This window comes from Bacillus sp. ISL-45 (assembly GCF_018613195.1).
Classification (GTDB): domain Bacteria; phylum Bacillota; class Bacilli; order Bacillales; family Cytobacillaceae; genus Mesobacillus.
Genome location: NZ_JAGGQQ010000005.1, coordinates 239,245 through 265,588, shown reverse-complemented (window position 1 = coordinate 265,588; position 26,344 = coordinate 239,245). Strand labels below are relative to the sequence as shown.

The following is a 26,344-nucleotide window of genomic DNA, read 5'->3' as shown; positions in this document are numbered from 1 at the left end:
TCCTAAAAATATTATTCCATGGTCTTTGAATCTTCTCATTTTACAAATTCAATTCAAAGACCATTGGTATTTATCTCTACTTGTTGCTTCACCGATTCGTCGCGGCAAGAATGCCTAATGAACAATACAATGAAAGAACAAATTAGATATCTCTAATCTCCCTGACCACAATTCTTGAACCTTCCGTTTTTACAATCCTAACTCTCTTATCCTTTGCAATAAACCCACCCTCACTGACTGCATCAATGCGTTCATCCTCAACAACGATCGTTCCAGAAGGTCTGAGGGGAGTAAGCGTAATTCCTTCTACCCCAATAAGTTCCAGGCGGTTTTTATTGGATACATAACCCTTTTCAGTGCTTGTTGAATCTGTCAGTATGATTCTTCTGAAAAATTTCATCTTTTTTCCAAACACCCTTATCATTAAAATAGATAAAACGATGGACGCAGTCAAGGCAATCAATAACGATATTCCCATATGGACCACATTATCCGATGCCATAAAAAAGCTTCCAATGATTGCTAATAGCCCAATTATTCCGGCTATTCCTCCAGGTATGAATAACTCAAGCAATATTAGCCCAACACCAAGCGCGAACAGAATCAATGTCTCAAAACCTGCCAGGCCGGCAACCATGTGCCCATAGAAGAATAGGAGCAAAGCGGACAAGCCGGCAATTCCCGGCAGACCAAATCCTGGAGAATACAGCTCAAGAACCAGCCCTAAACTGCCGATTGTCATCAAAATCGGGATAACGACTGGATGCGTTATGAATCTCGCCAGTTTTTCAGCGAAAGTCTCGTTCACATTCCGGATCTCTGCATCCTCATAGCCTAGTTTTTGCAATAACTCATCGAGATTTTTAACAGTCCCCTCGGAATAGCCAACATCGAGAGCCTGCTCTGCAGTCAGGGTAAGAAGCTCACCTTTGCCTGCACCAAGCTCCGGAAGGTCGATGCTGTCATCTGCCATCGCCTGGGCATAGATCGGATCCCGTCCGCTTTCAACCGCTGCTGCTTTCATGGCAGCAAACCAATAGGACTCCGCTTTTTTCCCAGCGGTATTGCCCTGCTGGTCGATGATTGCAGCCGATCCCATTGTAGAACCGGGAACCATATAAATTTCATCAGTATTCAGGGAAATATATGCACCTGCGGATAATGCCTGCTTATTGACGAATGCCACAGTTTTTAAGTCAGTGCCTGTCAGCAGCTTTCCAATACCGCCAGCTGCGTCAACCGCCCCGCCAGGTGTATTCACATCAAAAATGATTGCTTCCGCACCAGCCTCTTCTGCCTCTTTAACAGCTCTCTCCAGGAAGGCAAGCAGGCCCTTCTCCACTGTTTCTTCAATCGGCACCACATAGACCACTTTTTGATCAGCATCTGCCGTGAACGGATAGATCCAGCTAGCCAGTGACAAGAGGATGATGATGCTCGCAATCACTGATTTTATTTTCAAATCGGCACCTCCATTCATAAATATAAGGCCATAGTGGTAATACGCAATTGAACCCCAAAAGGTTTCATTGATTTCCAACAGATTTTCAACTTATTTACCTCGGACAGAAAAGTTACAATTTATTGTTAAGATGGCCCGTCATACTTCTACATCCTGGTTATTGAATGTGCAATGTGACCTTTTTGAGGCTCCGGTCTCGTCTTAGGCCTATAGAATGTTTCTATGTAACATTTTGTGGTACCAAGCCCTCTTTCTGGCTGATAGAAGGAGGTGAACCGAGTGAGTCACCATCAATATGTATATTAATCAACATAACACAAAGCATCATCGCAGGACACATTTTAGTATGCGCTAAAAAGGCCGCAAGAATATCCTGCGGCCTTCGAGCTTTTTATGAAAGGTGTTGTTGTACAAGTTTATTAACGAGAGATCCGTCTGCTTTACCTTTAACTTTAGGCATAAGGACAGCCATTACTCTACCCATATCGGCTTTAGATGCCGCACCGGTCTCTGCGATAGCTTCTTTGACGATTGTCGTCACTTCTTCTTCGCTAAGCTGCTGTGGCATGTAAATTTCGACATGCTTTAATTCTGTTTGTATCTTTTCAACGAGGTCTTGACGACCAGCTTTTTCAAATTCCTGGAGGGAATCTTTGCGTTGTTTCACTTCACGAGAAAGTACAGTTAACTCTTCTTCTTCGGATAGTTCCTGCTTGCCGAACTTGATTGCTTCGTTTTGCAGGGATGCTTTGACCATCCGAATCGTCGTGAGTCTGTCCTTTTCTTTGTTCTTCATCGCTTGTTTCATATCATTATTTAAACGCTCGAGCAGGCTCAAGTTGATTCCACCCTCTCTTAGAACTTGCGTTTTCTAGCAGCTTCAGACTTTTTCTTACGCTTTACACTAGGTTTTTCGTAGAATTCGCGCTTTCTAGCTTCTTGGATAGTACCTGATTTAGATACAGTACGTTTGAAGCGTCGAAGAGCATCTTCAAGCGATTCGTTTTTACGAACGACAGTTTTAGACATTCTCTTTCCCTCCCTCCGAGCACAACACACTAACACCAAAACACATGGGAAACCATGTACCTTGCAATTATAATATATCACTGGCAGGAGGTCAACTGTATTTAGCCCTTGTTTTTACATTATATACTTTTGCAGGATATCATACAGACTGAAAAATTAATTAGCATGTCCCGCACTCCTTTTCATACATTTAAATGGGAGGGGGAGTCCTATGGTCTATCTATTATTTTTCCTATTGTTTCTCGCTGTGTTCATTGGCGGAATGACATTGCTTCGGAAAGGCTTGTTCGAACTTTCCGCAAGCAGAATGAAGAACTGGCTGACCATCATGACTGATACACCACTTAAAGGATTGATGGCCGGAACCATAGTTACAGCCCTTTTGCATAGCAGTTCAGCTGTCATGGTGATTACTATTGGATTGATTTCTGCCGGCCTGCTGAAATTCTCACAATCCATCGGGATTATCCTTGGATCAAATATAGGGACAACCTTCACCCTTGAAATCATCACTTTCAACATCGATGCATTTATCGTGCCATTCGCTGTTATTGGTGCGATTTTAATGGTATCGCGAAATAAAACATGGCAAAACATCGGTGCAATTTCTTTTGGGATTGCTGCTGTTTTCGCTGCAATGCGCGGTTTCACTTTCCTTGCTGACCCTGTGACCAGCTTGCCAATTGTTGAGGCTGCACTCGCAAATCTGAACAACAGCCATTTAATCAGCATCCTGACAGGCACGATTGTAACAGCCATGATCCAATCAAGCACCGCGATGACTGGGATCATCATGGGATTTTTATCTGAAGGAACATTAAGCATGGATTCAGCAATTGCGGGGATGCTCGGTGCGAATATTGGCACATGCATTACCGCCATGCTGGCGTCCATAGGTGCCGGCAAAGAGGCCAGGCTTACAGCGTTTGCGCACGTGTGGCTGAATATCGCAGGCGCGGCAGTCTTCTATCCTTTCATCGACCATGTTGCTGCACTTGCTCCCATGACTGCCGCAAGACCCGAGGTCCAGCTGGCTCATGTCAGTGTCGTTTACAACATAATCGCTTCATTGCTCGTTCTTCCTGTTGCCGAGAAATTCGGCAGGATGATTGAATTCCTTCATGGGAAAGAAGAACGTAATTAGTGGTTGAAAACTTACTCTAATAACTGGTCGTTATCTAACTAAACCGGCCCTTAAATTTAAAAAAGAGCTGGCATTTTGCCAGCTCTTTCCCATTCCACTATATAACAGCTTGTTCAGCTACAATTTCATCTTCAAGTATTCGGACAAATTGCCCTTCATTGTAAGGATAGCCTGCTTTCACAATCTTGACCTTCACAATTTTACCGATCATCTCTTCAGCAGCAGGGAAGACTACTTTCAAATAGTTGTCTGTATAACCTACATAAAGTCCGCTGTCTGGCTCTTCCTTATAGATTTCTTCAGGAATCACTTCAAGCACTTCATTTTCAAATTGTGAGGCATATTCCTTTGCAAGCTGATTGGAAAGCTCAATCAATCTATGAACACGTTCGTTTTTCACTTCTTCGTCCACCTGGTCTTCCATTCTCGCAGCAGGAGTGCCTGTCCGTTTTGAATAAGGGAAAACATGCAGCTCTGAGAATTGATGCTTCTTGATGAAATTATAGGTTTCCATAAATTCTTCATCTGTTTCACCCGGGAAACCGACAATGATATCAGAGGTAACTGCAAGACCTGGCAATACTTCCTTTAGCCGGTCTAGACGCTCTCCGAAAAATTCCATAGTGTATTTACGGCGCATGCGCTTCAACACTGTGTCAGATCCAGATTGGAGCGGGATGTGCAAGTGGCGGACGATAATATTGGATTGGTCGATTACCTCGATCACTTCGTCTGTTATCTGACTCGCTTCAATAGAAGATATTCGCAGACGCTTTATACCCTTGACTTGTGCTTCGAGATCTCTAAGCAATGCAGCTAGGTTGTAGTCTTTCATGTCTTCACCATATCCGCCTGTATGGATACCGGTAAGGACGATTTCCTTGTAGCCGGCATCAACAAGCTGCTGAGCCTGGCGAATGACCTCCTGTGGATCACGGGATCTCATCAAACCGCGTGCCCATGGAATAATACAGAAGGTGCAAAAGTTGTTGCAGCCTTCCTGGATTTTCAATGAAGCTCTTGTACGGTCTGTAAATGCAGGTACATCAAGTTCCTCATAGACACGGTTCTTCATGATATTGCCAACAGCATTGATAGGCTGGCGCTCTTGTTTGTACTGTTCGATATACCCAAGCATTTTTACGCGGTCCTGTGTACCGACGACGATATCAACTCCAGGAATCGCCATGATTTCTGCTGGAGAAGTCTGTGCATAGCAGCCGGTAACACAAATAACTGCGTCCGGATTCTTACGCACAGCCCGGCGGATGACCTGGCGGCTCTTCTTGTCCCCTGTATTCGTTACCGTACAGGTATTGATGACATAAACATCTGAAGCAGACTCAAATTCTACTCTCTCGTATCCTTGTTCCTTAAATAACTGCCAAATGGCTTCTGTTTCGTAATGGTTAACCTTGCAACCTAATGTATGAAAAGCAACTGTAGGCATTATCTTCACCCCAATAATTCAAAATGATAGGAAACAGCAGACAATGTATATAGCGGTGCTGTTTCTGTACGCAAAATGCGCGGCCCGAGACCACAAGCTAAAAATCCATTTCTATTTAAAAGGTCAACTTCATCCGAGGTAAGTCCTCCCTCCGGCCCAAATACAATCAGAAGGCTATCACCTTCCTGTAATTTCGCAAGAGTTGAAGAAAGGACCGAAGCTTCGCCTTCCCTCGCTTCTTCCTCATAAGCAACCAGTTTATAAGTATACTTACCGCTTGCTTTGATCAGTTCTTTAAGACTGACCGGTTCTTTCACTTCTGGAACATAACTGCGATGCGACTGCTCAGCAGCTTCCTTGGCAATCTTCTGCCAGCGATCAACCTTTTTGGCAGCTTTCTTGCCGTCCCATTTAACAATAGAGCGGGATGCGGTAAAAGGGACAAATTCAAAGGCACCCAGTTCAGTACCCTTCTGAATAATTAATTCGAGCTTATCCCCTTTGGGCAGACCGCTCGCAATCACGACATGGACCGGGAGCTCAGTAGTCCCTTCCTCCCATTTTACAACGTTTGCCACAACGATTTCATCGGTAATTTCTGCAATCTGGCAAACCGCACTTTTTCCCATGGGCATGACACAGATGATTTCGTCACCAGCCTTCATCCTCATGACACGTACAATGTGATGATAATCATCGCCGCTAACATGGAACTGGTCCATATTACCTTGTTCATCAATAAAATATCGCTGCATCACAACACCTGCTTTCTGAAAAGCGCAAGCGCCTGGATCAGCCTCGAAAAGCTTCGGGGAACTAGGCGCTGGAGCTAGACATTTCTCAGATTTAAGACATATGATTTAAAAAAGACAGAAAAAAGGGGTTAAGCTTTTCCCCTTTTCTCCACATTATTTCTTTTTACTGATGATCGCAACCCAGTCTTCCATAGAAATAATCTCCTCTATTTCAAACCCTGAGTTGATCATTGCATCCTTGACGACTTCTTTCTTCTGCTGGATGATACCAGAAGTAATGAAATATCCGCCATTTTTCACGACCTTGCCCGCATCATCAGCAAAGCGCAGAATTACTTCTGCCAGGATATTCGCTACTACAATATCCGCTCCTTCTTCAACACCGTCAAGAAGATTGTTTTGTGAAATGGTTGCGACATCGTGGACCTTGTTCAGCTTGAGGTTGAGTTTTGCAACCTGCACTGCTACATCGTCCAGGTCCATCGCTTCCACTTTCCCCGCCCCCAGCTTAGCTGCTGCAATACTGAGAACACCTGAACCAGTTCCAACATCCACGACTCGGTCACCAGGCTGGACAGTTCTTTCCAGCGCCTGGATACACATAACAGTCGTCGGGTGCGTTCCTGTGCCGAATGCCATGCCCGGGTCAAGCTCGATGATCAATTCATCGGTGTTGACTGGCGTGTAATCCTCCCATGTTGGAACGATCGTGAATTTCTCGGAAATTTTCACAGGATTGTAGTATTTCTTCCAGGCAGTTGCCCACTCTTCCTCATTCACTTCACTGATTGAAACTTTATTCAGCCCAATATCGATATTGTAGATAATCAGGCTATTGATTGCTTCTTTTATCTCATCGACTGTTTCTCCAAGAAAACTATTTACCGGCAGATATGCTTTGACAATAACTCCTTCTTCCGGATAATCGTCTGGATTAAGCTGGTATATTTCTCCGAACTGGTCCTCTCTCTCCTTTTCAAGCTCCAGCGGATCTTCGATAACAACTCCGCTCGCGCCTGCTTCGTGCAGGATATTGGAAATCGGCTCAACCGCTTCATTTGTAGTTAAAATGCTGATTTCAGACCATTTCATTTATACCAACTCCATTCGATTAATCACCTTTAAAGGCACGTTTTACTTTGGAAAAAAAGCTTTCCTCCTGCTCTCCAAGCGGAGACTGACCGCTTACTTCGGCAAACTCACGGAGAAGCTGTTTCTGCTTTTCAGACAGTTTGGTTGGAGTAACGATTCGAACCAGGACATGCTGGTCTCCAGTACCATATCCGCGGACATTTGGGACACCTTTGCCCTTCAAGCGGAACTTTGTGCCCGTTTGTGTTCCAGCAGGCACTTTCAATTTAACTTTGCCATGCAATGTAGGGACTTCAACTTCATCACCCAGTGATGCCTGGACAAATGTAATCGGCATTTCGCAATAAATATCATCGCCGTCACGCTCAAAGAATTCATGCGACCTGATGTGGAAGACAATGTAAAGGTCGCCTGGAGGACCGCCATTGATACCGGCTTCTCCTTTTCCTGCCACCCTCAGCTGCTGGCCATCATCGACACCGGCAGGAATTTTAACATGAATCTTGTTCCTTCTGGTAACCTTCCCAGTGCCAGAGCAAGTTGAACATTTTTCTTTGATTTCCTTACCTGTTCCATTACAGTAATGACACACTCGGCGGTTAACAATACGTCCAAAAGGCGTGTTTTGTTCTACACTGATTTGTCCGCTGCCATGACAGTGTTTACATGTATCGACTTTAGTACCAGGTTTGGCACCAGTTCCGTCACAAGTATCGCACTCTTCTTCACGAGGGATCTCGATATCTGTTTCCTTGCCAAATACAGCTTCCTCGAACTTCAAGGTCATTGTGTACTGAAGGTCAGCACCCTGTCTTGGCGCGTTCGGATCACGGCGCCTGCCGCCTCCGCCGCCGAAGAAGGAATTGAAAATATCTTCGAAACCGCCAAAGCCGCCGCCGAAATCGCCGCCGCCTCCAAATCCCTGGTTAGGGTCCACATGGCCGAACTGGTCATAATGAGCACGCTTTTGATCGTCGCTCAATACTTCATAAGCTTCCTTAACTTCTTTGAACTTTTCGTCTGCTCCCGGCTCTTTGTTAATGTCCGGATGGAATTTTTTAGAAAGCTTACGGTAAGCCTTCTTTATTTCATCCTTCGAAGCCGAATTACTGACTCCGAGGACTTCATAGTAATCCCGTTTACTCATGATTACCACTCCCGAATCTTTTCACATAAAGATAATTCTAACATTCCCGTACATTCATACGCAATATTTAAAATATCTGGATATGCGTTATTTTGAATCTCTTTTTTTATCCAATGGCTATGATTAATTAGTCAGTTGGCATTAAAAAAGCCAAAGCCAAGTATGACCTGACTTTGACTTTTTGGTTGCTATGACAGTTTATTATTTATCGTCATTTACTTCTTCGAATTCTGCGTCTACGACATTGTCGTCTTTCTTTGTTCCTTCTTGACCTTCTGCGCCTTGCTGTCCCTGCTGTTGCTTGGCAGCTTCTTCGTAAAGCTTGACGCTTAGGTTTGTAACGATCTCTTGAAGAGCATCCTTCTTAGTGCGGATTTCTTCAATTTCGCCTTTTTCGATTGCAGCCTTCAGCTCATCTTTAGCTTCGTTTGCCTTCTTGACTTCTTCTTCATCTACCTTGCCTTCAAGGTCCTTCAAAGTCTTTTCAGCAGTGAATACTAACTGATCAGCTTCGTTGCGAAGTTCTACTTCTTCTTTAAGCTTCTTGTCAGCTTCAGCGTTTTCTTCCGCTTCTCTTACCATGCGGTCGATTTCTTCATCAGATAATCCTGTAGAAGACTTGATTGTGATCTGCTGTTCTTTGTTTGTACCAAGATCCTTCGCACGTACGTTTACGATACCGTTCTTGTCGATATCGAATGTTACTTCGATTTGAGGTACTCCGCGTGGCGCTGGCGGGATATCAGCCAACTGGAAGCGGCCAAGTGTCTTGTTGGCAGAAGCCATTGAACGCTCACCTTGAAGCACGTGGATATCAACGGCAGTCTGGTTGTCAGCAGCTGTTGAGAATACCTGTGATTTTGAAGTAGGAATTGTTGTATTGCGATCGATCAGCTTTGTGAATACGCCGCCCATTGTTTCAATACCAAGTGAAAGCGGAGTAACGTCAAGAAGAACGACATCCTTTACATCACCAGAGATAACGCCGCCCTGGATCGCTGCACCCATGGCTACAACTTCATCAGGGTTTACGCCTCTGTGAGGGTCTTTTCCAGTTTCTTTTTTGATTGCTTCCTGTACAGCCGGGATACGTGTAGATCCACCGACAAGGATAACTTTATCCAGTTCAGATGGGCTTAAACCTGCATCTTTAAGCGCCTGGCGAGTTGGTCCCATTGTACGCTCTACCAAATCTGCAGATAGCTCTTCGAATTTAGCGCGAGTCATGTTCACTTCAAGGTGAAGCGGTCCAGCTTCCCCAGCCGTGATGAACGGAAGTGAAATCTGTGTAGAAGTTACCCCGGAAAGGTCCTTCTTTGCTTTTTCTGCAGCATCCTTCAAACGCTGAAGAGCCATTTTATCTTTTGAAAGGTCAATGCCATTTTCTTTCTTGAATTGTTCTACCAAGTAGTCAATGATTACCTGGTCAAAGTCGTCACCGCCTAGACGGTTGTCACCTGCAGTAGATTTTACTTCGAACACGCCATCGCCAAGTTCGAGGATGGAAACGTCGAATGTACCGCCGCCAAGGTCATAAACAAGGATCGTCTGGTCTTCATCCATTTTATCAAGACCGTAAGCAAGAGCAGCAGCCGTTGGCTCGTTGATGATACGCTCAACTTCAAGGCCTGCGATTCTTCCCGCATCCTTAGTTGCCTGACGTTCTGCATCGTTGAAATATGCAGGAACAGTAATGACGGCTTTAGTCACAGGCTCACCAAGATAATCTTCTGCATAAGACTTCAAGTATTGAAGAATGACTGCAGATAATTCCTGCGGTGAGTAATCTTTTCCTTCAGCTTCCACCTTATGGTCTGTTCCCATGTGGCGCTTGATGGAGATGATTGTATTAGGGTTAGTGATTGCCTGACGCTTTGCCACTTCACCAACCTGGCGTTCGCCATTTTTGAACGCGATGACAGAAGGAGTCGTTCTGTTACCTTCTGGATTTGGGATTACCTTTGGTTCGCCGCCTTCTAACACGGCAACACAAGAGTTAGTTGTTCCTAAGTCAATACCAATGATTTTACTCATTTTCAATTACCTCCTGGTTCTTTTATGTAGGCTCTTTTCGTAAACTTTGTTGCTTTTTCAAGCAAACCGTAAAAACCGGCACCTGGGTTTTTACGAGTATTAATATAATCTTTCTTCAGAAATCTCCTCGAAAAGAGCCCTGATACCTTTATTAATACGGATGCTAGAAATGGTACGAAAAGCGACAATCACTGTAAAAACAGCCTTTAATAACCACTGTTATTGGTTCACTTTTACCATTGCCGGACGAATAATGCGGTCCTTGAGCATATAGCCTTTTTGAAACTCTTCAACAACAATGTTAGGACCGAAATTTTCATCTTCAGCCTGCATAACAGCCTGGTGAAGATGCGGATCAAATTCCTTGCCGACAGCTTCAATTACCTCAACGCCTTCATTTTTAAGCGCATCAAGCAAGCTGCGGTACACCATTTCCACTCCCTGCTTAAGGGATTTCGACTGTTCATTATCCACTTCCATCTTCAAAGCACGCTCGAAATTGTCGATAGCGGGCAGAAGATCCGTAATAATGCTTTGGGCTCTATATTTAGCGCTCGCTTCAAGTTCAATCCTTGAACGACGGCGGAAGTTGTCAAAATCAGCCTGAAGGCGCAAGTAACGGTTGTCGGCTTCATCAAGCTTCCCTTGCAGTTCAGCCACTTTCTTCTCCATCGGATCTTGCTCTTCCTCTTGAGATGGCATCTCTTCAGTTTTTTCAGAAGCTTCATTTTCAGCAAAAACTTCCTCAACCGTTTCTTCATCCGTCTGGCTGTTCAATTCTTGCTCAGTATTTCTCTCTTCTGTCACGTTAACTCACCTCCCTCAAAGTATCGCGGCCGTGTAGTGCCGCTGTTCCAGGTGGTCTGGATTGGTTTATATTTCAACGAAGCAAACATGCTTCAGTAGAAAACACATGACGATTCAGGATGGAACAGGCTGCTCCACCCTTAATCAATATTTCCATGCTTATTTATTTTGATACAGCTGTGTCAGCACCTTGGACAAATCGGTACTGATCAATTGGAGCAAGCTGATGACTCTCGAATACTCCATTCGTGTCGGTCCCAAAACCGCGATGGACCCTAGCTTTTCTTCACCCATGGAATAAGTCGCAGTAATCAGGCTGCAATTTTCCATTGCAGAGTTATCATTTTCTGTTCCAATCTTGACATTGATTCCAGCCGGGTTTTGCCTGATCAGATGATATAAACCATCTTCATGTTCAATCATATTCATCAGGTTACGGATTTTCTCGACATCATTGAACTCTGGCTGACTGAGGATATTCGTCTTGCCGCCAAAGAACACCTTCTCACTGGCCGGCATGTTCAAAGTATCCATGATGGTATTCAGGAGTGTGTCATAGCTGCTGATATGCTGGCGCAGCAGCATGGCAATCTCCTTGTAGATCTTGGAATTCAGATTGGTAAGCGGAACGCCTGCCAATCGTTCATTCAGGATATTCACCATTTTTTCAACATCTGATGGATCAATGCTGGTTGGGAAATGGAAAATCCTGTTTTCTACATGCCCTGTATCAGTTATGATGATGGCGATAGCCGTATCCTTATTCAAGGGAACGATCTGCAACTTTTTCAGCCTGTTATCCTTTACAGCCGGTCCTAAAACAATCGACGTATAATTCGTCATTTCCGATAAAATTCTCGCTGATTTCTGGACGATTTTTTCTAATTCGTAGATCCGCTCAGCAAAAATCGATTTTATAGCCGCCATATCTGAATGATTCACTTTTTGCGGCAGCAGAAGGTTATCTACATAAAAGCGATATCCCTTCTCGGATGGAATCCTTCCAGAGGATGTATGGGTTTTTTCAATGAATCCCATATCCTCCAAATCCGCCATTTCATTCCGGATCGTCGCCGAACTGAAATTAATTTCTTCCTTTTTCGACAAGCTCCTTGAACCTATCGGTTGAGCTGAACGAATAAAGTCATCAACAATCACCTGCAAAATGAGCACCTGACGATCTGTTAACAACATCATCACCTCTGTTAGCACTCTATAAGAACGAGTGCTAATTCTAAAAATAATTTATCAATAAACGCTGAGGATGTCAATGATTTGATACCCCGATGAAGGATTGAAAAACTTCATTACCGAGAAGGCGCCCCTGTCTCGTGAGGAAGATTTTTTCTCCATCCGTTTTGAGCAGACCTTTTCCAGACCAATCCTTGATTTGATCTGAAAATAAATGCAGCGGATTCCGGCCGAATTTTTCTTCGAAGTGTCGAATTGAGACACCTTCCGTTTTCCTTAGTCCGAGGAACATCTCTTCTTCCATTTTTTCCTCGACGGTAACCTTGTGGGCATCCATAATCGGAAGTTCACCTTTGGATAAGGGCTCCATATATTTTTTCAAGGGCCCATAATTTGACTGCCTGATTCCATTGACATAACCATGGGCTCCGGCACCGAATCCAAAATACTCCTCGTTGTTCCAATAGGTAAGGTTGTGTCGGCTTTCAAATCCAGGGACAGCAAAATTGCTGATCTCATATTGTCTAAGGCCGCCGCTTTCCATTTGCTCCATGAGTGTTTCGTACATTTCCGCTTCCGTATCCTCGCCTGGAAGCAGCAACTTTCCTTTTTGCAATAAGTTATAGAATACCGTTTTAGGCTCAATGATCAATGAATAGCCTGAATAATGGACCAGTCCCAATCCGAGGGCTGTTTGGATTGATTGTACGAAATCCTGCTTTGTCTGGCCGGGAAGGCTGTATATCAAGTCGATGCTGATATTATCAAAGGCAGCTGCTTTCGCATTTTCAATCGATTCAAACACATCCTTCGCCCGATGGCTTCGGCCGATTTTTTTTAAAAGTTCATCATTAAAAGTCTGTACTCCAAAACTCAGACGGTTCACACCAGCATCTTTCAGAATGGCGAGTTTCTCTCTTGAGAGATCGCCTGGATTTGCTTCAAAGGTATATTCAGTGTTGCTGTCTATATGAAGCTGCCTGTTTATACTTGAAACAAGTCTCTCCAGTTGTTTTTCATTCAAGGCAGTAGGTGTGCCGCCCCCGACAAACACCGTTTCCATAATTTGTTTGTTTGCTGAAAGGCTCATTTCATTCTCCAGGGACTCCAGGTAATCATCAACCGGCTGCCCTTTCATGAATACCTTGTTAAAATCACAGTAATGGCAAATGTGGTGGCAGAAAGGGATATGGATGTATGCTGCTTTCATTATTTGTTCACTTCCCAGGTGGCTTAAAAGCCAGATTTAGCATCAATTACTTTTCAAGAGATTTATTGAAAAAAAGAGGCCAGAATCGCTTGCTTTAACAAGCACATCCAGCCTCCCCCGCTATTTTACTTCTTTGTATTGCTGTCGTCCATTTTCAGGACTGCCATGAAGGCTTCCTGCGGTACTTCTACAGAACCGACTTGCTTCATGCGTTTTTTACCTTCTTTTTGCTTCTCAAGGAGCTTACGCTTACGTGAGATATCCCCACCGTAACATTTTGCCAATACGTTTTTACGCATTGCCTTTATCGTGGAACGAGCAACGATTTTCTGTCCGATCGCCGCCTGGATAGGCACTTCGAATTGCTGTCGTGGAATTAGGTCTCTCAGCTTATCCACGATCACCTTTCCGCGTTCATATGCAAAGTCCCTGTGAACGATGAAGCTCAATGCGTCTACTTTTTCAGCGTTAAGCAGGATATCCATCTTTACAAGCTTGGAAGGCTTGTACCCGATCAGTTCATAATCGAAAGAAGCATAGCCTTTCGTGCTTGATTTTAGCTGATCGAAGAAATCATAAACAATTTCAGACAACGGGATTTCATACACGATGCTTACACGCGTTTCATCCATATATTGCATATCGATAAAGATACCGCGCTTTTCCTGGCAAAGCTCCATGATCGCGCCAACATAATCATTCGGTGCCATCATTGTAGCTTTTACATAAGGCTCTTCAACACGGTCAATCTTCTGAGGGTCAGGCATATTGGACGGGTTGTCTACCTTCAGTTCAGTACCATCAGTCATGATGACATCATAGATAACACTTGGCGCAGTCGTAATCAAATCAATCTTGAATTCACGTTCGATACGCTCCTGGATGATTTCCATGTGAAGAAGTCCGAGGAATCCGCAACGGAAACCGAAGCCTAACGCCTGTGAAGTTTCCGGTTCGAACTGTAGCGCTGAATCGTTAAGCTCCAGCTTTTCAAGAGCTTCCCTTAGATCATTGAATTTCGCTGAGTCAATCGGGTACAGACCGCAATATACCATTGGGTTTAAGCGGCGGTAACCTGGAAGCGGCTCAGCAGCTCCATTCTTCGCGTTCGTAATCGTATCACCAACACGTGTGTCGCCTACATTTTTAATTGCTGCTGTTAAAAATCCAACATCTCCGACAGTCAGTTCTTCCGCAGGAGTGGCTTTCGGAGTAAACACTCCAACCTCTGTTACTTCAAACTCTTTGCCTGTCGCCATCATCCTGACTTTGTCGCCAACTTTTACCGTTCCATCGACGACTCGGATATAAGCAACTACGCCGCGGTATGCGTCGTATAATGAGTCAAAAATCAAAGCCTTCAAAGGTGCGTCCGGGTTCCCTTGTGGCGCCGGAACCTTTTCAACGATTTGTTCTAGGATTTCCTCAATTCCGATTCCTGCTTTTGCAGACGCAAGAACAGCTTCAGAAGCATCCAGACCTATCACTTCTTCAATCTCATTTCTTACACGCTCAGGATCCGCACTCGGCAAATCAATTTTATTGATGACCGGCACGATTTCAAGATCATTGTCGATTGCAAGGTAAACGTTCGCCAATGTCTGTGCCTCAATTCCCTGGGCAGCATCGACAACAAGAACCGCTCCCTCACATGCTGCAAGGCTTCGGGAAACCTCATACGTGAAGTCTACGTGACCAGGAGTATCAATTAAATGGAATGTATAAACCTCTCCATTCTTTGCCTTATACTTCAATTGTACTGAATTCAGCTTTATCGTGATTCCGCGCTCACGCTCGAGATCCATGGAGTCCAAAAGCTGATCCTTCATTTCACGGGCAGTCAATGCATTCGTCTTTTCAAGGATACGGTCAGCCAGCGTGGACTTACCATGGTCAATATGGGCGATGATCGAAAAATTTCGTATTTTGCTTTGTCTATTAAGTCTATCTTCTCTGTTCATTGCGTTCACTCCTACTTTACTCGCGCATGTACACTATTGTTGATTATATCAGCACGAATATCAAGATTCAATAAATAATAGAGGAAGTCTCGCGGACAGCAGCCTGAACTCGGCTGGACTGCGTCCATAGATTGTTCACAGAATATTGGGAACTTATTAGGTAAAATAAACTGTAGAAAGGATGTGGATTATGTTTATAAAGAATCGCTCTGAATCGGAAGAGTTAAGAGTGCTTAAGGCGCTGAACCCAAGAATGGATTTAAAAGAGAAGCAGAAACAATATTATTTCAATCTAAAAAAAGGATTTGAAGGAGAGGTGATGTTTGATGGGTATCTCAAACGAATACTTATTCAATCTCTTATCCTTAACGATTTGCTGCTTGAACAGAATCATTCCCATTTCCAAATAGACTCACTGATGATTTCACAAAGCCTCACCTATTTATTTGAAGTTAAAAATTTTGAAGGAGAGTATTATTTTGACGGTGATACATTCAGGAAAATTAACGGGACCGAAGTTAAGAATCCACTGCTCCAACTTGAAAGGAACGTATCACTGTTAAGACAATTTTTCAATAGTATCGGATTTAAAATCCCCATCGAACCCTATCTTATTTTTGTCAATCCAGATTTCACTTTGTACCAGGCTCCCCTCAACAGGCAAATCATCCTCCCGACCAACCTAAATCGCTTTATCCAACATTTGAATAACCAGAAGTCTAGTCTAAACTATCAACATTCCAGACTGTCTGAATCATTATTATCCTCTCATTTGACCAGATCTCCATTCACTAAAATACCACCATATGAATATGCACAGCTGCGAAAAGGTGTGTTTTGTCATTCTTGCGGGGCGGTTTTGGAGGAGTTTCGAGGGGTTATACTAACGTGCAAGAAATGCGGGAGACATGAGAATACAAAAGAAGCTTTGTTAAGAAGTATTGAAGACCATCGAATCTTAAGTCCGACTAAAAAGATTTCTACGAATATCATCTATGAATGGTGTGGTGAAATATTACCCAAACCAGTAATAAGGCAGGTTTTAAAGGAGAATTACAGCGTTTCAGGCTATGGTCAATGGTCGTATTATGAATAAGTAACTTTTAAATCACTAATGCCTTAGTCGTTAGTGATTTTCTTTTGTTTTGTCTGCTTTCATGAGCGTTTTTACCATAAATTAGAGAAAAAAGATGCCAATCAACTATATTGTTGTTGAGATTTTCTTTAATCTGGATTTTTCTGTTACAAATAAGCCTTATTGGTGTTGAGAATTTCCTTAATTTGGATTTTCTCACTACGAATATGCCTTATTGGTGTTGGTAATTTCCTTAATTTGGATCCCCTAACTACCAATAAGCCATATTGGTGCTGATAATTCCCTTAATCTGGATTTTTCCGTTACCAATACGCCTTATTGATGATGATAATTCCCTTAATCTGGATTTTTCTGTTACCAATACGCCTTATTGATGTTGGGAATTCCTTAATTTGGATTCCCTAACTACCAACACGCCTTATTTGTGTTGATAATTCCCTTAATCTGGATTTTTCTACTATCGCTCATCTTAATTGGGTTATCCAATAACCTCAAAACAAAAAACAGCGGGCCAAGGCCCGCTGCTCTACTCACTTCCCTGCAATCAATTCAACTGTTTTCTCGACGATGGCGGATACTCCATCTGCGAGTTGTTTGCCTAGTGATGAGAAGAGGTTGAATGCTTTCATTTCTTCTAGTTTTTTTCGTTTTTGTTCGAGGTCATGGCTGGAAATGTCATTTCCTAAAATGGCGGTTTCAAAGCTCCCGTTTTCGTTTTCGTTTATGCTGAACGCACTTTTGAATTCAGGGTCTTCATAGCCTTTCATTTTATGGATGCCTTCATTTGCCTGCTGCATGCCGAACAATACGGATATGAACATTAAAGAAGCAAGCATGAAGCTTTTAAGCATGAACATTTTCATCTCGATCACCTATCGATTTTTTATTGTTTGTCAGAAGCTTCCTGCGATGGTGCATCTACTTTTTCCGCCTGCCAGTAGAATTCGCTGAAAACATCTGCAAGTGCGTCGGCGGACCGATTCAGCTCTTCAAAGGTGTTATCAACCCCGCCAAACTCTATTAGTAATGCATTACCGGACAAGTCCTGATTGAACTTTCCATTCGTCGAGGCACCCTTTTTCTCGATAATCCCCCTGCTTAAGCCCTTGCCGTATTTTTTATCAAGGAGATTATGCAATTCCCGGGCGAGAGCAAGGTTCTTTTCGTAATTGGCGTTTTCCCCGCCGATGACAAATGCAAGTTTCGCGTAAGGCTTTCCGTTGATATCAATCGTCGTTTTGTCTTTGCGGTAACCGTCTCGGTGGATATCAATAAAGTACTGAAGGTTCCGGTTCCCAGCCATAGCGGCTTGCACAACCGGCCGTGATTCCTGATAGGCTTTTCCAAACCCAAGCCCTTTCTTGCTGAGATTAGCCATTACATCGGTTTTATCTACTGTTGTTCCGATTCCGCGCTGCTCCAGGCTTGACTTCAGCTGGTCGCCTATCTTCGTGACATTCACCTGTGAGTGATAAGCCTTATTCGGATCGGTCACTCCCTTTAAATATGGAAGATACGATTCTCTAGTATGTGTAAAATAAATATAGACAGCTTTGCGGTCTCCAGTGGACAGTAATGGTGCCGCGGTATTTCCCGGAGACCCTGATGTAAGGTCTTCCGTATTTTGCAATGCTGCTTCCTGCTCCGCCTTTAATACATCTACTGGAGGAGCCGATTCCATTGGCATATTGGTATAATTCGTGCCTTCACCTGCAACTAATATTTTTCCGTCAAAAAGTGAGAATCCCGGAAGCTCCCTGCCGAGCAAACTCCTTGGATCATCCAAATTAATATTGGTAGAAAGCTTGAACATGACGTTCGACAGCTTCGGTGTCTCATAGTCCTCTGGAAGCGCCTGCAGGAATTGATGGTTTTCCCAGCCCATCAGGCTGAATAGCAGCTGGCCATTCAGGTTGGTCGCCGCCTGATTAACAGAATCCGAGGTGATTCGATATTCAGGCCGCAGTGAAGTCATCGCTCCGCTTATTGAAAAAATCCCAATGAGAAAAAACACAAATGCTAAAGCCGCTTTTACTACTTGAGTCCCTTGGACAGCTACAATTATTCCGGATCGTTTACTAAGTCTCATTGTTCCACCTCTCTAGTGCAAGTCTAGTAAATGTTATGACTTTGCTAGAGAAGATAGAACATAGAATCCATCCGTAATATATTTGAAATAAACCTATAAATAAAATAGCCCTAGTGTGTGTACATGCCCGTATTATCCTGGTCAATATTCGAATGCAGTGCAGAATTGAGCCCGCTGGCAATCAAATTTGCCATGTCATCTATGAATACATCCACTTCTTTAGGAGTCACCATCAGGTTGTGGCCCAATGGAGACAGAACCTCATAAATCAGCTTCCGCTTTTCTTCATCTTCCAGTGTTCCTATCATTCCGAGGAAGGTTTGACGGTGTTCTGCTTCCGGCAGGTCTTCTTCTGTCAGTTTCTTTCTTTTGCCAAAACTCATCCCGGCCGGCACAAGGGATCTCGAAGGCTTATCCCCTTCTCTCATTTCCTTTCCAAAGTGTTTCAAAATGAAATCAATCGTATCACTTGTAATCGAAACAGCATCTACTACTGTTGGCACCCCAATGGCAATCACTGGAATACCTAGCGTTTCTTTGCTAATTTCCTTCCTTTTATTACCTACGCCTGACCCAGGGTGGATACCAGTATCTGAAATCTGGATTGTCGAATTGACTCTTTCGATTGAACGGGAAGCGAGCGCATCGATTGCAATGACAAAGTCAGGCTTCGTTTTCTCGACGACCCCAAAAATAATGTCAGAGGTTTCAATACCGGTTAAACCCATTACCCCTGGGGAAAGCGCGCTGACAGAGCGATAGCCTTCTTCTACGCTTTCGGGCTGAAGATCGAACAGATGCTTAGTCACCAATAAATTTTCACATACAAGCGGCCCTAAAGCATCCGGAGTAACATTCCAGTTCCCCAAACCAACAATCAGACAGGATGCATCTTCCTTAATCCCGGATTGTTTGATAAAATGCGCAAACTCGTTTGCGAATACTTTCTCTACTTTTCCTTGCAGCTCGGTGTCCTGCTGGCGTATGCCGACCACTTCGATTGTCAAATATTGCCCCTGCTTTTTGCCGAGGCTCTTTTCTCCTTCAGCGGTCACCTCGACCAGGGAAATCTTTATATCATTTTCTTCTTTTTCCTTTATGATGACGCCTTCAATATGGGAGAGATTTTCCTGGGTATGGACAGTTGCCGCCTGGTCTGCCAGCACCATCTCCCTCGCTTCCACAGCCAGGTCAGTCCTGATTGAATACATGCTCAAGTCTACCGGTTCCTTCATTGTCGCATTCCTCCCAACACAGTTTGGCTGCTAAACAGCATACTATTGCCTATCTTTTCCTTTTACATAAAAAAACATTCACGATACACTAGACTTAAATTAACGCAGAGTATTGCATTATTAACCCCTGTTTGATAAAATATCATTTGTTCTTAATAAATAAGAAATGTACTGGAAATGTCGAGTTCCATAAAATCTCGATGCTTTTTAGGAGGTGAACGGAATGCCAAACATTAAATCTGCAATCAAACGTGTGAAAACTAGTGAAGCGAGCAAAGCTCACAACATTACTGTTAAATCTTCTATGCGTACAGCAGTTAAAAAAGCTGAATCAGCAATCGTAAACAACGATACTGATGCAAAGGCTTCATATGCTCAAGCAGCTAGCAAGCTTGATAAAGCAGCAGCTAAAGGTCTTATCCACAAAAACGCAGCTGCCCGCAAAAAAGCCCGTTTAATGAAAAAATTACAAGCTAATGGCTAATTTTTTTCATACTGCTAATAAAAAAACGACCTTTACGGGTCGTTTTTTTATTTTGCCTCCTATGTAACGGGTCATTTCCTGCCATTGATCTGGAACAAAATCATTTCAATCAGCATTTCTTTTTTCATGCCGCCGGTTTTCATCTGGTAATCAGCATCCGCAAGAAGTTTCATAATCCTGGTCAATTCCTCATCTGAAAATGCTCCTGCCTGTCCGGCTGCCAGTTTCACCCTGAACGGATGGATTTTCAAAGCCCCTGCAATCTGCTGTTGTCCATAACCCTTTCGAGCCAGCTCCTTCACCTGATAAATCAGCCTGAATTGACCCGTGATCACGGCTAGAATCTTAATCGGTTCCTCGTTTTGTTTTAACAAATCATAATAAATCCTCAAGGCAGATTCAACATTACGGTGTACAACCTTGTCGACGAGTGAGAATATATTCTGTTCCAACGATCTGGCAGTCAGACGATCGACAATCTCCCTGCTGATTGGCTGGTTTTCTCCAGCATAAAGTGCCAATTTATCAATTTCAGAAGTAAGCATGAACAAATTCGTCCCTGCAAGCGTCAATAGAAGCTCGATTGCATCGTTATTGATCAAAGCTCCATTTGCCTCAGCGCGTTCTTTTACCCAGGCTTTTGTTTCTTGTTCACTCAGCTTCTTGGCTTCAATGACCGTCGCTTTCCGCTTTAGCTCCTTCGTTACCTTCTTTCGTTCATCCAGTTTTTCGTATGGTGCAGAGAAAACAACGATTGAATAGGGCGCAGGCTGTGAAAGATATTCCTCCAGTTTCACTAAGTTATGTTCTACCTTACTTTTCGGCTTTTCCGAAGTCAAAAACACTGGATTCTGCAGGATGACCAATCGTTTTTCTCCCATGAACGGGAAAGTTTCAGCATCTTCCAGCGCTGCCTCAATCGGCGTTTCTTCTAAGTCGTAAACCGAGAAATTGAAATCTTTTTCTTCTTCATCCAATACATTGTCCACAAGCATCTGCTTTGTTTCATTTATCAGGAAGGTTTCTGTTCCAAACATTAAGTAGACAGGATCAACCTGTTTTTTACTGATTTTTTTCCAAATGTCCAATACCACTTTTTTCCGCTCCGTTCAATCCAGTTTTTCCATATATCTATCGTAAAGAAGCTTGGACATTTTGACAAGCATTCTAAGGGAATTGACCCAGGTTCGGGCCAATTCCCCTATTTATATTGAACGCTGAGATATAAGGCCTAGGATACTTAAATCTCAGCGGTGCATCGAAGTTAAGATTATTTTAGCCGCAGGCGGGAAAAGTATTTGTGACAACTCTTGGTACATGGCACAAAATAGAGGAAAGCCTGCAGAATTGTTCTGATCTCTTCAATTCGAATGCTGAGCAGACAAACACTGGATTTTTTAATTTGAATCGCTTATACTATTATAGAATTAATAGGGGGGATTGACTGTGAATCAATTCGAAGAAAATGTCCAAAGCAATCGTAATGACGCTGTTGACTCAGGTGTTGGATTCATCGTTTCTTTTGGATTCTTTGCAACAATGTTCATTATTGCGACAGTCGTGCAGTTAATCGGGAGTTAATCACGGCTACATAGGATAAACTTTTGGAGACTGCATTTACTTAAATGCAGTCTCTTTTCATGTTTTGTGATTATCAGGGGAGAAAACTGTTTGTTCTTGCTATATACTATGGAAATTGAGTCGAAAACGTTCCTGAATTGCCTGTAAACTTATAAATGATTGCGCCATCTTTATCGGTCCTGAAAATCTGGATGCCACGCTCTTCTAATCTTTTGATGACTTCCTCACCAGGATGCCCATACCTATTTTTCTCTCCAACGGAAATGACTGCAAAGTCCGGGTTTGTCCTTTCCAGGAAAAGTTCAGAACTGGAATATTTACTGCCATGATGCCCAACCTTTAAAACGTCGATGTCAAAGTCAGCGATTTTCCGGGCCATTGTGTTTTCTCCTTCAATGCCCAAATCGCCTGTAAAAAGCCATTTATTTCCTCCAATTGCTGCTTGAAGAACAATTGACTGGTCGTTTCGCTCTCCCATGCTTTCACTCGGGTTAAGAATCAAGAAATCTCCCTGGGCAGTTTTCCATCCAGTGCCCATTCCCGCTAAATAAACATCTGTACCTTTCTCACTGGCAATTTTGATTATACTTTGCTCTAAATCAGATCGATCCGATATACGCGGTATGATCAGCTGCTTTACCCGTATTTCCTCCAATAAAACAATGGCTCCCCCTATATGGTCCGCGTCTCCGTGGGTTAAAATCAATTTGTCCAAAGTCCTGATTCCTTCACTTTTTAAAAATGGAACTACAATTTTTTCACCAGGGTCGAAAGAACCCCCCCTCTGCTGCCAGTTTTCCTTTTCAAAAGACATGACACCGCCTGTATCGATAAGATAATTTCCCTGATTATACGGCATTTTAATGAAAATGCTGTCACCCTGACCGACATCCAGGAATATAACCTGCCCATATGGGTCTAAATAGGGCACGAAAACTTGGATTAAAAGCGGGATAACCGGAAGAGCAAAAATCCATAGAGGCGGCTTTAATTTTCTCAATATAAAACCTTCCCATATAAAAAAAAAGATTGGAATCAAAATGATTAGCAAAATCTGCAAAATTGGTTCCAGCTTACCAATTATGAATGTCGACACCGGAAGCACCGATAGTTGAATGGCCAAAAAATTCACCAGGTGGATAAGATTTTCCAGAAGGTTTAAAAAGAATGCAGGCAACTCTCCCAAAATTGACAAGATAATATAGGATATCAACAAAATCGGCAGCAGCACGAATGAGAATAGCGGCACAAAAAGGAGATTGGCGAAAATCGAAACCGCAGAGACTTCATAGAAGGTGGCAAGGATGACCGGAAGACTTGAGAACTGGGCTATAAAAGAAGCACCAGCAGTTTGTTTTAGAAAAGATGTAGAAGCTTTGAGTATAACTGGGGCTGAAATGATAAGGGAGAAGCTGACAGCAAAAGAGAGCTGAAATCCGGTATTAAATACGATGAGGGGCTGGAAAAGCGCCATGAGCATGAAGGCTGCCGAGACTGCGTCGAGCGGGGTCATACGCAGCGCCAAACGCCTTAAGCCGATCAGCATCAGCAACATGGCAGCCGCCCTTACAACAGGCGGAGCAAGGCCCGTCATAATGGCATAAATGGGCAGGAAGATCATTAGCAATATTTCCGTTTTTTCCTTCGTTATTCCCACCCTGATAAAAATGAAATAAATCATTCCTGTAAGCAACCCGACATGAAGGCCGGAAATCGCTAGTAAATGCACGATTCCGATTTTTTGATATGAACGTTCTGTTTCGGGATCGAAGAGATTCCTTTCACCAAATATTAACGCTGCTGCAAGAGCAGAGGTTTCCTCTGGCAGGGTATCTTTTATCCTGGCAATTTCTCTATGCCTGAAAGCTTTTAGTGATGTAATAATACCTGTTTGTTGAGAGCAGGTTTCCAGTGAAAGTGTATCGACATCTAAAATCCAGGAGATTTTGTTTCGTTGAAGATACAGTTTGTAATCAAACGCATTGGGATTTCGCGCAGGTGATGGACTATTGAGGCTCCCGGAAGCTTGACAGTACATCCCAGGGATGAGGAGTTCTTGAATTGATTGTTGTTCTGCTAATGACTTGATTCTGTATCTTACCGCAAGCTTTTCATTGGAGGGCATGGTTTTAGCATAAGCAAACACCAGGTCGCCGTCCACTTGGATTTCATCATCAAAAAAAATGAGGAAGCTTTTTTCCCTGCCAGTAAATTCGGTTTCAAATTGAACAGAATCAAAGTATCCTGCAGCTATAAATAAGAAATAGCAGCCTGTCATCAGCATCAGATGGGAAGCAGGAAGTTTTTTCAGCTTTTTTAACAGGATCATGCCGAACAGAAACATTGCCCCGTATACGAGCTGTTTTTCGGTGATTGTCAGCAGACCCAATAAGGAGACAGCCGCCAGGAAAAACAGCTGCCCTTTCATTGGCCCAAATCGAATTGGCTTCATATTTTTTTATTCCTTAATCTCATTATTTAGATAAGTGGACAACCTCTACATCCCTTAAGAACAATTCATTATACTTGTTAGGATAGGCGCTGCGGTACACGATCCTTTTAATCCCTGACTGCGCAAGTGTCTTTGAGCACTTTTCGCAAGGCTCATGAGTCACGAAGGCTGTTGCACCTTTCAGCAGACCTCTGTCGGCATGGATGACTGCGTTCTCTTCTGCATGCAAAGTCCTGATGCATCTTCCTTGTTCGTTGATCAGGCAGCCGGCGTCCTCGCAGTGGTCATGCCCATGTATAGAACCGTTGTAACCAGTTGACACAATGTGCTTGTCCTTTACAATGACACACCCAACATGCAGCCTCGGGCAGGTAGAGCGCGTGCCTACCTCTTCTGCGATATCCAAAAAGTATTGATCCCAACTCTTTCGTTCCATGCTGTTTTCCCCCTTTTAAAGACTCAAAATATGTAAAGGCATTATTAATAAACCCTTTCCCTGTCTCTAATTTTAATACTTATCATCAAAGAGTCAATTTCAATGCAGCTACTTAACTGAAATCAGGTCCTTCAGTTTTTCGAATGTTTTAACCCCTATCCCACTGATTTCCTTTAAATCTTCGATCGATTTGAACGGACCGTTTGTTTCCCGGTGCTTAATAATGGCGTCTGCTTTTGCAGGCCCTATCCCCGGTAATGTCTGCAGCTCGCTGGATTCGGCGGAATTAAGGTTCACTGTCCCTTTCCCATCACTCTCCCCCAACTGGGCTGGCAAAACTGCCTTAACCTCCTCTCCGATCCTCGGTACGTATATCGCCATTTCATCATGGACATACAGCGCAAAATTAATGGCAGCCGTATCTGCATCCTGTTCAAGGCCTCCAGCCAGTTCGATCAGGTCAATCACCCTTCCCCCTTCATTGATCTGATAGACACCCGGATTAACCACAGCTCCTTTGATATCAGCCATCATCGGTAATGCTTCTTCATCGAGGATGGTTTTGTTTTTTTCATCTGTGGCAGTTTCTTCGTTGGCAGCCAAAGCCAAAGCTTCTTTATTCATTTCGGTCAATTCTGCTTCTTTATCGAAGGAGGCATAGAGAAAAAATAATAAAGCGCTTATTCCTGCTATAATATAGATTTTGTTTTCCTTGATCCAGGCCATAAAATGTCAACACCTTTCTAAATGTCATAAACTGAAATTTAAAATCATATGGATATAGGAGAATAAATGTATGAAGGAGGGAAGGGTTATGAAAATAGGGATTATTGGCACAGGAAATATGGGGAGAATTCTCGCCGAAGCTCTCATTGATGGGAATGCCGTTTCCCCTTCTTCAATGAAGATTACAAACAGAACCTTATCAAAAGCTATAGAGATTCAAAAAATATATCCAGGCTTATCAGTTGGAAAGAATGCGGCAGAAGTTGCTGAAAATGCTGACGCCATTTTTGTCTGCGTGAAGCCTCATCATGTTTCGGGGGTCCTCAAGTCCATTAATCCTGTGCTTACTAGGGATAAATGCGTAATCTCCATAACAAGCCCAATCAGTGTGGAACAAATTGAAAGCATTGTGGATTGTTCTGTCATGAGAATAATACCAAGCATCACGAACAGGGCGCTCGCGGGTGTTTCGCTATTCTCATTTGGAACCCGATGCACGACAGAATGGAGGGAAGAACTGTTTACCCTGTTTAAAAAGGTTTCTGTTCCTCTGGAGATCGAGGAGAATATCACAAGAGTGGCGTCCGATATTGTCAGCTGCGGTCCAGCTTTCTTCAGTCATATTGTGCAGAGTTTTATCAATGCAGCCGTCAAGGAAACGGAAATTGACCAGGAAACTGCCACCAAGCTTTCAAGTGAGATGCTTATTGGATTAGGAGAACTCCTTAAGCAAAATCATTATACTTTACAAACATTACAGGAAAAGGTTTGCGTGAAAGGCGGCATTACAGGAGAAGGAATCATCGTACTCGAAAGTGAAACAGGAGATATGTTTGAAAAATTGTTTCAGGCGACACATAGAAAATTCGCAAAAGAATTGGAAAAGACGGAGGAACAATTCCGTCCTTAGAAGATTTCTCTACCAGCCTTTATAATCCTCCCTTATAAATGTGACAAATTTAG

General features: G+C 43.3%; 24 protein-coding genes. 5 read left to right on the top strand and 19 right to left on the bottom strand.

Annotated elements, in window-relative coordinates:
- Positions 1 to 142: 142 nt before the first annotated feature.
- The 3 genes from J7E35_RS06760 to rpsU all read right to left on the bottom strand — a co-directional run bounded on the left by J7E35_RS06760 (position 143) and on the right by rpsU (position 2,491).
- Positions 143 to 1,456, bottom strand: a complete 1,314-nt coding sequence (locus tag J7E35_RS06760) for an NfeD family protein (RefSeq protein WP_483297192.1) — start codon at positions 1,454 to 1,456, stop codon at positions 143 to 145.
- Between the two features lie 397 nt (positions 1,457 to 1,853).
- Positions 1,854 to 2,300, bottom strand: coding sequence for a GatB/YqeY domain-containing protein (locus J7E35_RS06755; RefSeq protein WP_214778217.1), 447 nt, complete (start codon positions 2,298 to 2,300; stop codon positions 1,854 to 1,856).
- A 17-nt stretch (positions 2,301 to 2,317) separates the two neighbouring features.
- On the bottom strand, positions 2,318 to 2,491 hold the full coding sequence (gene rpsU, locus J7E35_RS06750; protein ID WP_015595024.1) for a 30S ribosomal protein S21: 174 nt from the start codon (positions 2,489 to 2,491) through the stop codon (positions 2,318 to 2,320).
- Between the two features lie 211 nt (positions 2,492 to 2,702).
- Here rpsU and J7E35_RS06745 point away from each other — a divergent pair, with 211 nt between their 5' ends.
- Positions 2,703 to 3,635 (top strand): Na/Pi symporter, encoded by a 933-nt coding sequence (locus J7E35_RS06745; RefSeq protein ID WP_214778215.1) that lies wholly within the window; start codon positions 2,703 to 2,705, stop codon positions 3,633 to 3,635.
- A gap of 97 nt (positions 3,636 to 3,732) precedes the next feature.
- Here J7E35_RS06745 and mtaB read toward each other — a convergent pair whose 3' ends face one another.
- From mtaB to lepA, 9 genes are all read right to left on the bottom strand, one after another.
- Positions 3,733 to 5,085 carry a tRNA (N(6)-L-threonylcarbamoyladenosine(37)-C(2))-methylthiotransferase MtaB gene (gene mtaB, locus J7E35_RS06740; RefSeq protein WP_214778213.1) on the bottom strand — a complete coding sequence of 451 codons (1,353 nt, stop codon included), beginning with the start codon at positions 5,083 to 5,085 and terminating at the stop codon, positions 3,733 to 3,735.
- Positions 5,086 to 5,090: 5 nt separating this feature from the next.
- Positions 5,091 to 5,840 carry a 16S rRNA (uracil(1498)-N(3))-methyltransferase gene (locus J7E35_RS06735; RefSeq protein ID WP_214778211.1) on the bottom strand — a complete coding sequence of 250 codons (750 nt, stop codon included), beginning with the start codon at positions 5,838 to 5,840 and terminating at the stop codon, positions 5,091 to 5,093.
- A 153-nt stretch (positions 5,841 to 5,993) separates the two neighbouring features.
- A complete protein-coding gene (gene prmA, locus J7E35_RS06730) occupies positions 5,994 to 6,932 on the bottom strand; it encodes a 50S ribosomal protein L11 methyltransferase (RefSeq protein ID WP_214778209.1) in 939 nt (312 codons plus the stop codon).
- Positions 6,933 to 6,951: 19 nt separating this feature from the next.
- Positions 6,952 to 8,079 carry a molecular chaperone DnaJ gene (gene dnaJ / locus J7E35_RS06725; RefSeq protein WP_214778207.1) on the bottom strand — a complete coding sequence of 376 codons (1,128 nt, stop codon included), beginning with the start codon at positions 8,077 to 8,079 and terminating at the stop codon, positions 6,952 to 6,954.
- 201 nt (positions 8,080 to 8,280) lie between these two features.
- Positions 8,281 to 10,113 (bottom strand): molecular chaperone DnaK, encoded by a 1,833-nt coding sequence (dnaK, locus tag J7E35_RS06720; RefSeq protein WP_214778205.1) that lies wholly within the window; start codon positions 10,111 to 10,113, stop codon positions 8,281 to 8,283.
- Positions 10,114 to 10,332: 219 nt separating this feature from the next.
- Positions 10,333 to 10,920 (bottom strand): nucleotide exchange factor GrpE, encoded by a 588-nt coding sequence (gene grpE, locus J7E35_RS06715; RefSeq protein ID WP_214778203.1) that lies wholly within the window; start codon positions 10,918 to 10,920, stop codon positions 10,333 to 10,335.
- Between the two features lie 159 nt (positions 10,921 to 11,079).
- Positions 11,080 to 12,111 carry a heat-inducible transcriptional repressor HrcA gene (hrcA, locus tag J7E35_RS06710; protein WP_214778202.1) on the bottom strand — a complete coding sequence of 344 codons (1,032 nt, stop codon included), beginning with the start codon at positions 12,109 to 12,111 and terminating at the stop codon, positions 11,080 to 11,082.
- A gap of 76 nt (positions 12,112 to 12,187) precedes the next feature.
- On the bottom strand, positions 12,188 to 13,324 hold the full coding sequence (gene hemW, locus J7E35_RS06705; protein ID WP_483297653.1) for a radical SAM family heme chaperone HemW: 1,137 nt from the start codon (positions 13,322 to 13,324) through the stop codon (positions 12,188 to 12,190).
- 122 nt (positions 13,325 to 13,446) lie between these two features.
- Entirely contained in the window at positions 13,447 to 15,282 is a 1,836-nt protein-coding gene (lepA, locus tag J7E35_RS06700) for a translation elongation factor 4 (protein ID WP_214778198.1), read from the bottom strand.
- Between the two features lie 190 nt (positions 15,283 to 15,472).
- Between lepA and J7E35_RS06695 the strand changes: the two genes are divergently transcribed.
- Entirely contained in the window at positions 15,473 to 16,378 is a 906-nt protein-coding gene (locus tag J7E35_RS06695) for a nuclease-related domain-containing protein (RefSeq protein WP_214778191.1), read from the top strand.
- A 530-nt stretch (positions 16,379 to 16,908) separates the two neighbouring features.
- Here the strand turns inward: J7E35_RS06695 and J7E35_RS06690 are convergent.
- From J7E35_RS06690 to gpr, 3 genes are all read right to left on the bottom strand, one after another.
- A complete protein-coding gene (locus tag J7E35_RS06690) occupies positions 16,909 to 17,241 on the bottom strand; it encodes a YqxA family protein (protein WP_214778705.1) in 333 nt (110 codons plus the stop codon).
- 20 nt (positions 17,242 to 17,261) lie between these two features.
- Positions 17,262 to 18,467 (bottom strand): stage II sporulation protein P, encoded by a 1,206-nt coding sequence (spoIIP, locus tag J7E35_RS06685; RefSeq protein WP_214778189.1) that lies wholly within the window; start codon positions 18,465 to 18,467, stop codon positions 17,262 to 17,264.
- 110 nt (positions 18,468 to 18,577) lie between these two features.
- Positions 18,578 to 19,702 (bottom strand): GPR endopeptidase, encoded by a 1,125-nt coding sequence (gene gpr / locus J7E35_RS06680; RefSeq protein ID WP_214778187.1) that lies wholly within the window; start codon positions 19,700 to 19,702, stop codon positions 18,578 to 18,580.
- 223 nt (positions 19,703 to 19,925) lie between these two features.
- Here gpr and rpsT point away from each other — a divergent pair, with 223 nt between their 5' ends.
- On the top strand, positions 19,926 to 20,186 hold the full coding sequence (gene rpsT, locus J7E35_RS06675; RefSeq protein ID WP_214778185.1) for a 30S ribosomal protein S20: 261 nt from the start codon (positions 19,926 to 19,928) through the stop codon (positions 20,184 to 20,186).
- Between the two features lie 71 nt (positions 20,187 to 20,257).
- On the opposite strand, the gene holA is transcribed toward rpsT, so the two are convergent.
- Positions 20,258 to 21,280, bottom strand: coding sequence for a DNA polymerase III subunit delta (gene holA, locus J7E35_RS06670; RefSeq protein ID WP_214778183.1), 1,023 nt, complete (start codon positions 21,278 to 21,280; stop codon positions 20,258 to 20,260).
- 352 nt (positions 21,281 to 21,632) lie between these two features.
- On the opposite strand from holA, the gene J7E35_RS06665 reads away from it, so the two are divergent.
- Complete coding sequence (locus J7E35_RS06665; RefSeq protein WP_023627242.1) at positions 21,633 to 21,767, top strand: YqzM family protein; 135 nt, start codon at positions 21,633 to 21,635, stop codon at positions 21,765 to 21,767.
- 106 nt (positions 21,768 to 21,873) lie between these two features.
- On the opposite strand, the gene J7E35_RS06660 is transcribed toward J7E35_RS06665, so the two are convergent.
- The 3 genes from J7E35_RS06660 to J7E35_RS06650 form a co-directional block, all read right to left on the bottom strand.
- Entirely contained in the window at positions 21,874 to 24,219 is a 2,346-nt protein-coding gene (locus J7E35_RS06660; protein WP_214778181.1) for a DNA internalization-related competence protein ComEC/Rec2, read from the bottom strand.
- Between the two features lie 22 nt (positions 24,220 to 24,241).
- Positions 24,242 to 24,655 carry a deoxycytidylate deaminase gene (locus J7E35_RS06655; protein WP_214778179.1) on the bottom strand — a complete coding sequence of 138 codons (414 nt, stop codon included), beginning with the start codon at positions 24,653 to 24,655 and terminating at the stop codon, positions 24,242 to 24,244.
- Between the two features lie 108 nt (positions 24,656 to 24,763).
- Positions 24,764 to 25,381 carry a helix-hairpin-helix domain-containing protein gene (locus J7E35_RS06650; protein ID WP_214778178.1) on the bottom strand — a complete coding sequence of 206 codons (618 nt, stop codon included), beginning with the start codon at positions 25,379 to 25,381 and terminating at the stop codon, positions 24,764 to 24,766.
- 88 nt (positions 25,382 to 25,469) lie between these two features.
- Here J7E35_RS06650 and comER point away from each other — a divergent pair, with 88 nt between their 5' ends.
- Positions 25,470 to 26,291 (top strand): late competence protein ComER, encoded by an 822-nt coding sequence (comER, locus tag J7E35_RS06645; RefSeq protein WP_214778177.1) that lies wholly within the window; start codon positions 25,470 to 25,472, stop codon positions 26,289 to 26,291.
- The last annotated feature ends 53 nt before the right edge of the window (positions 26,292 to 26,344 follow it).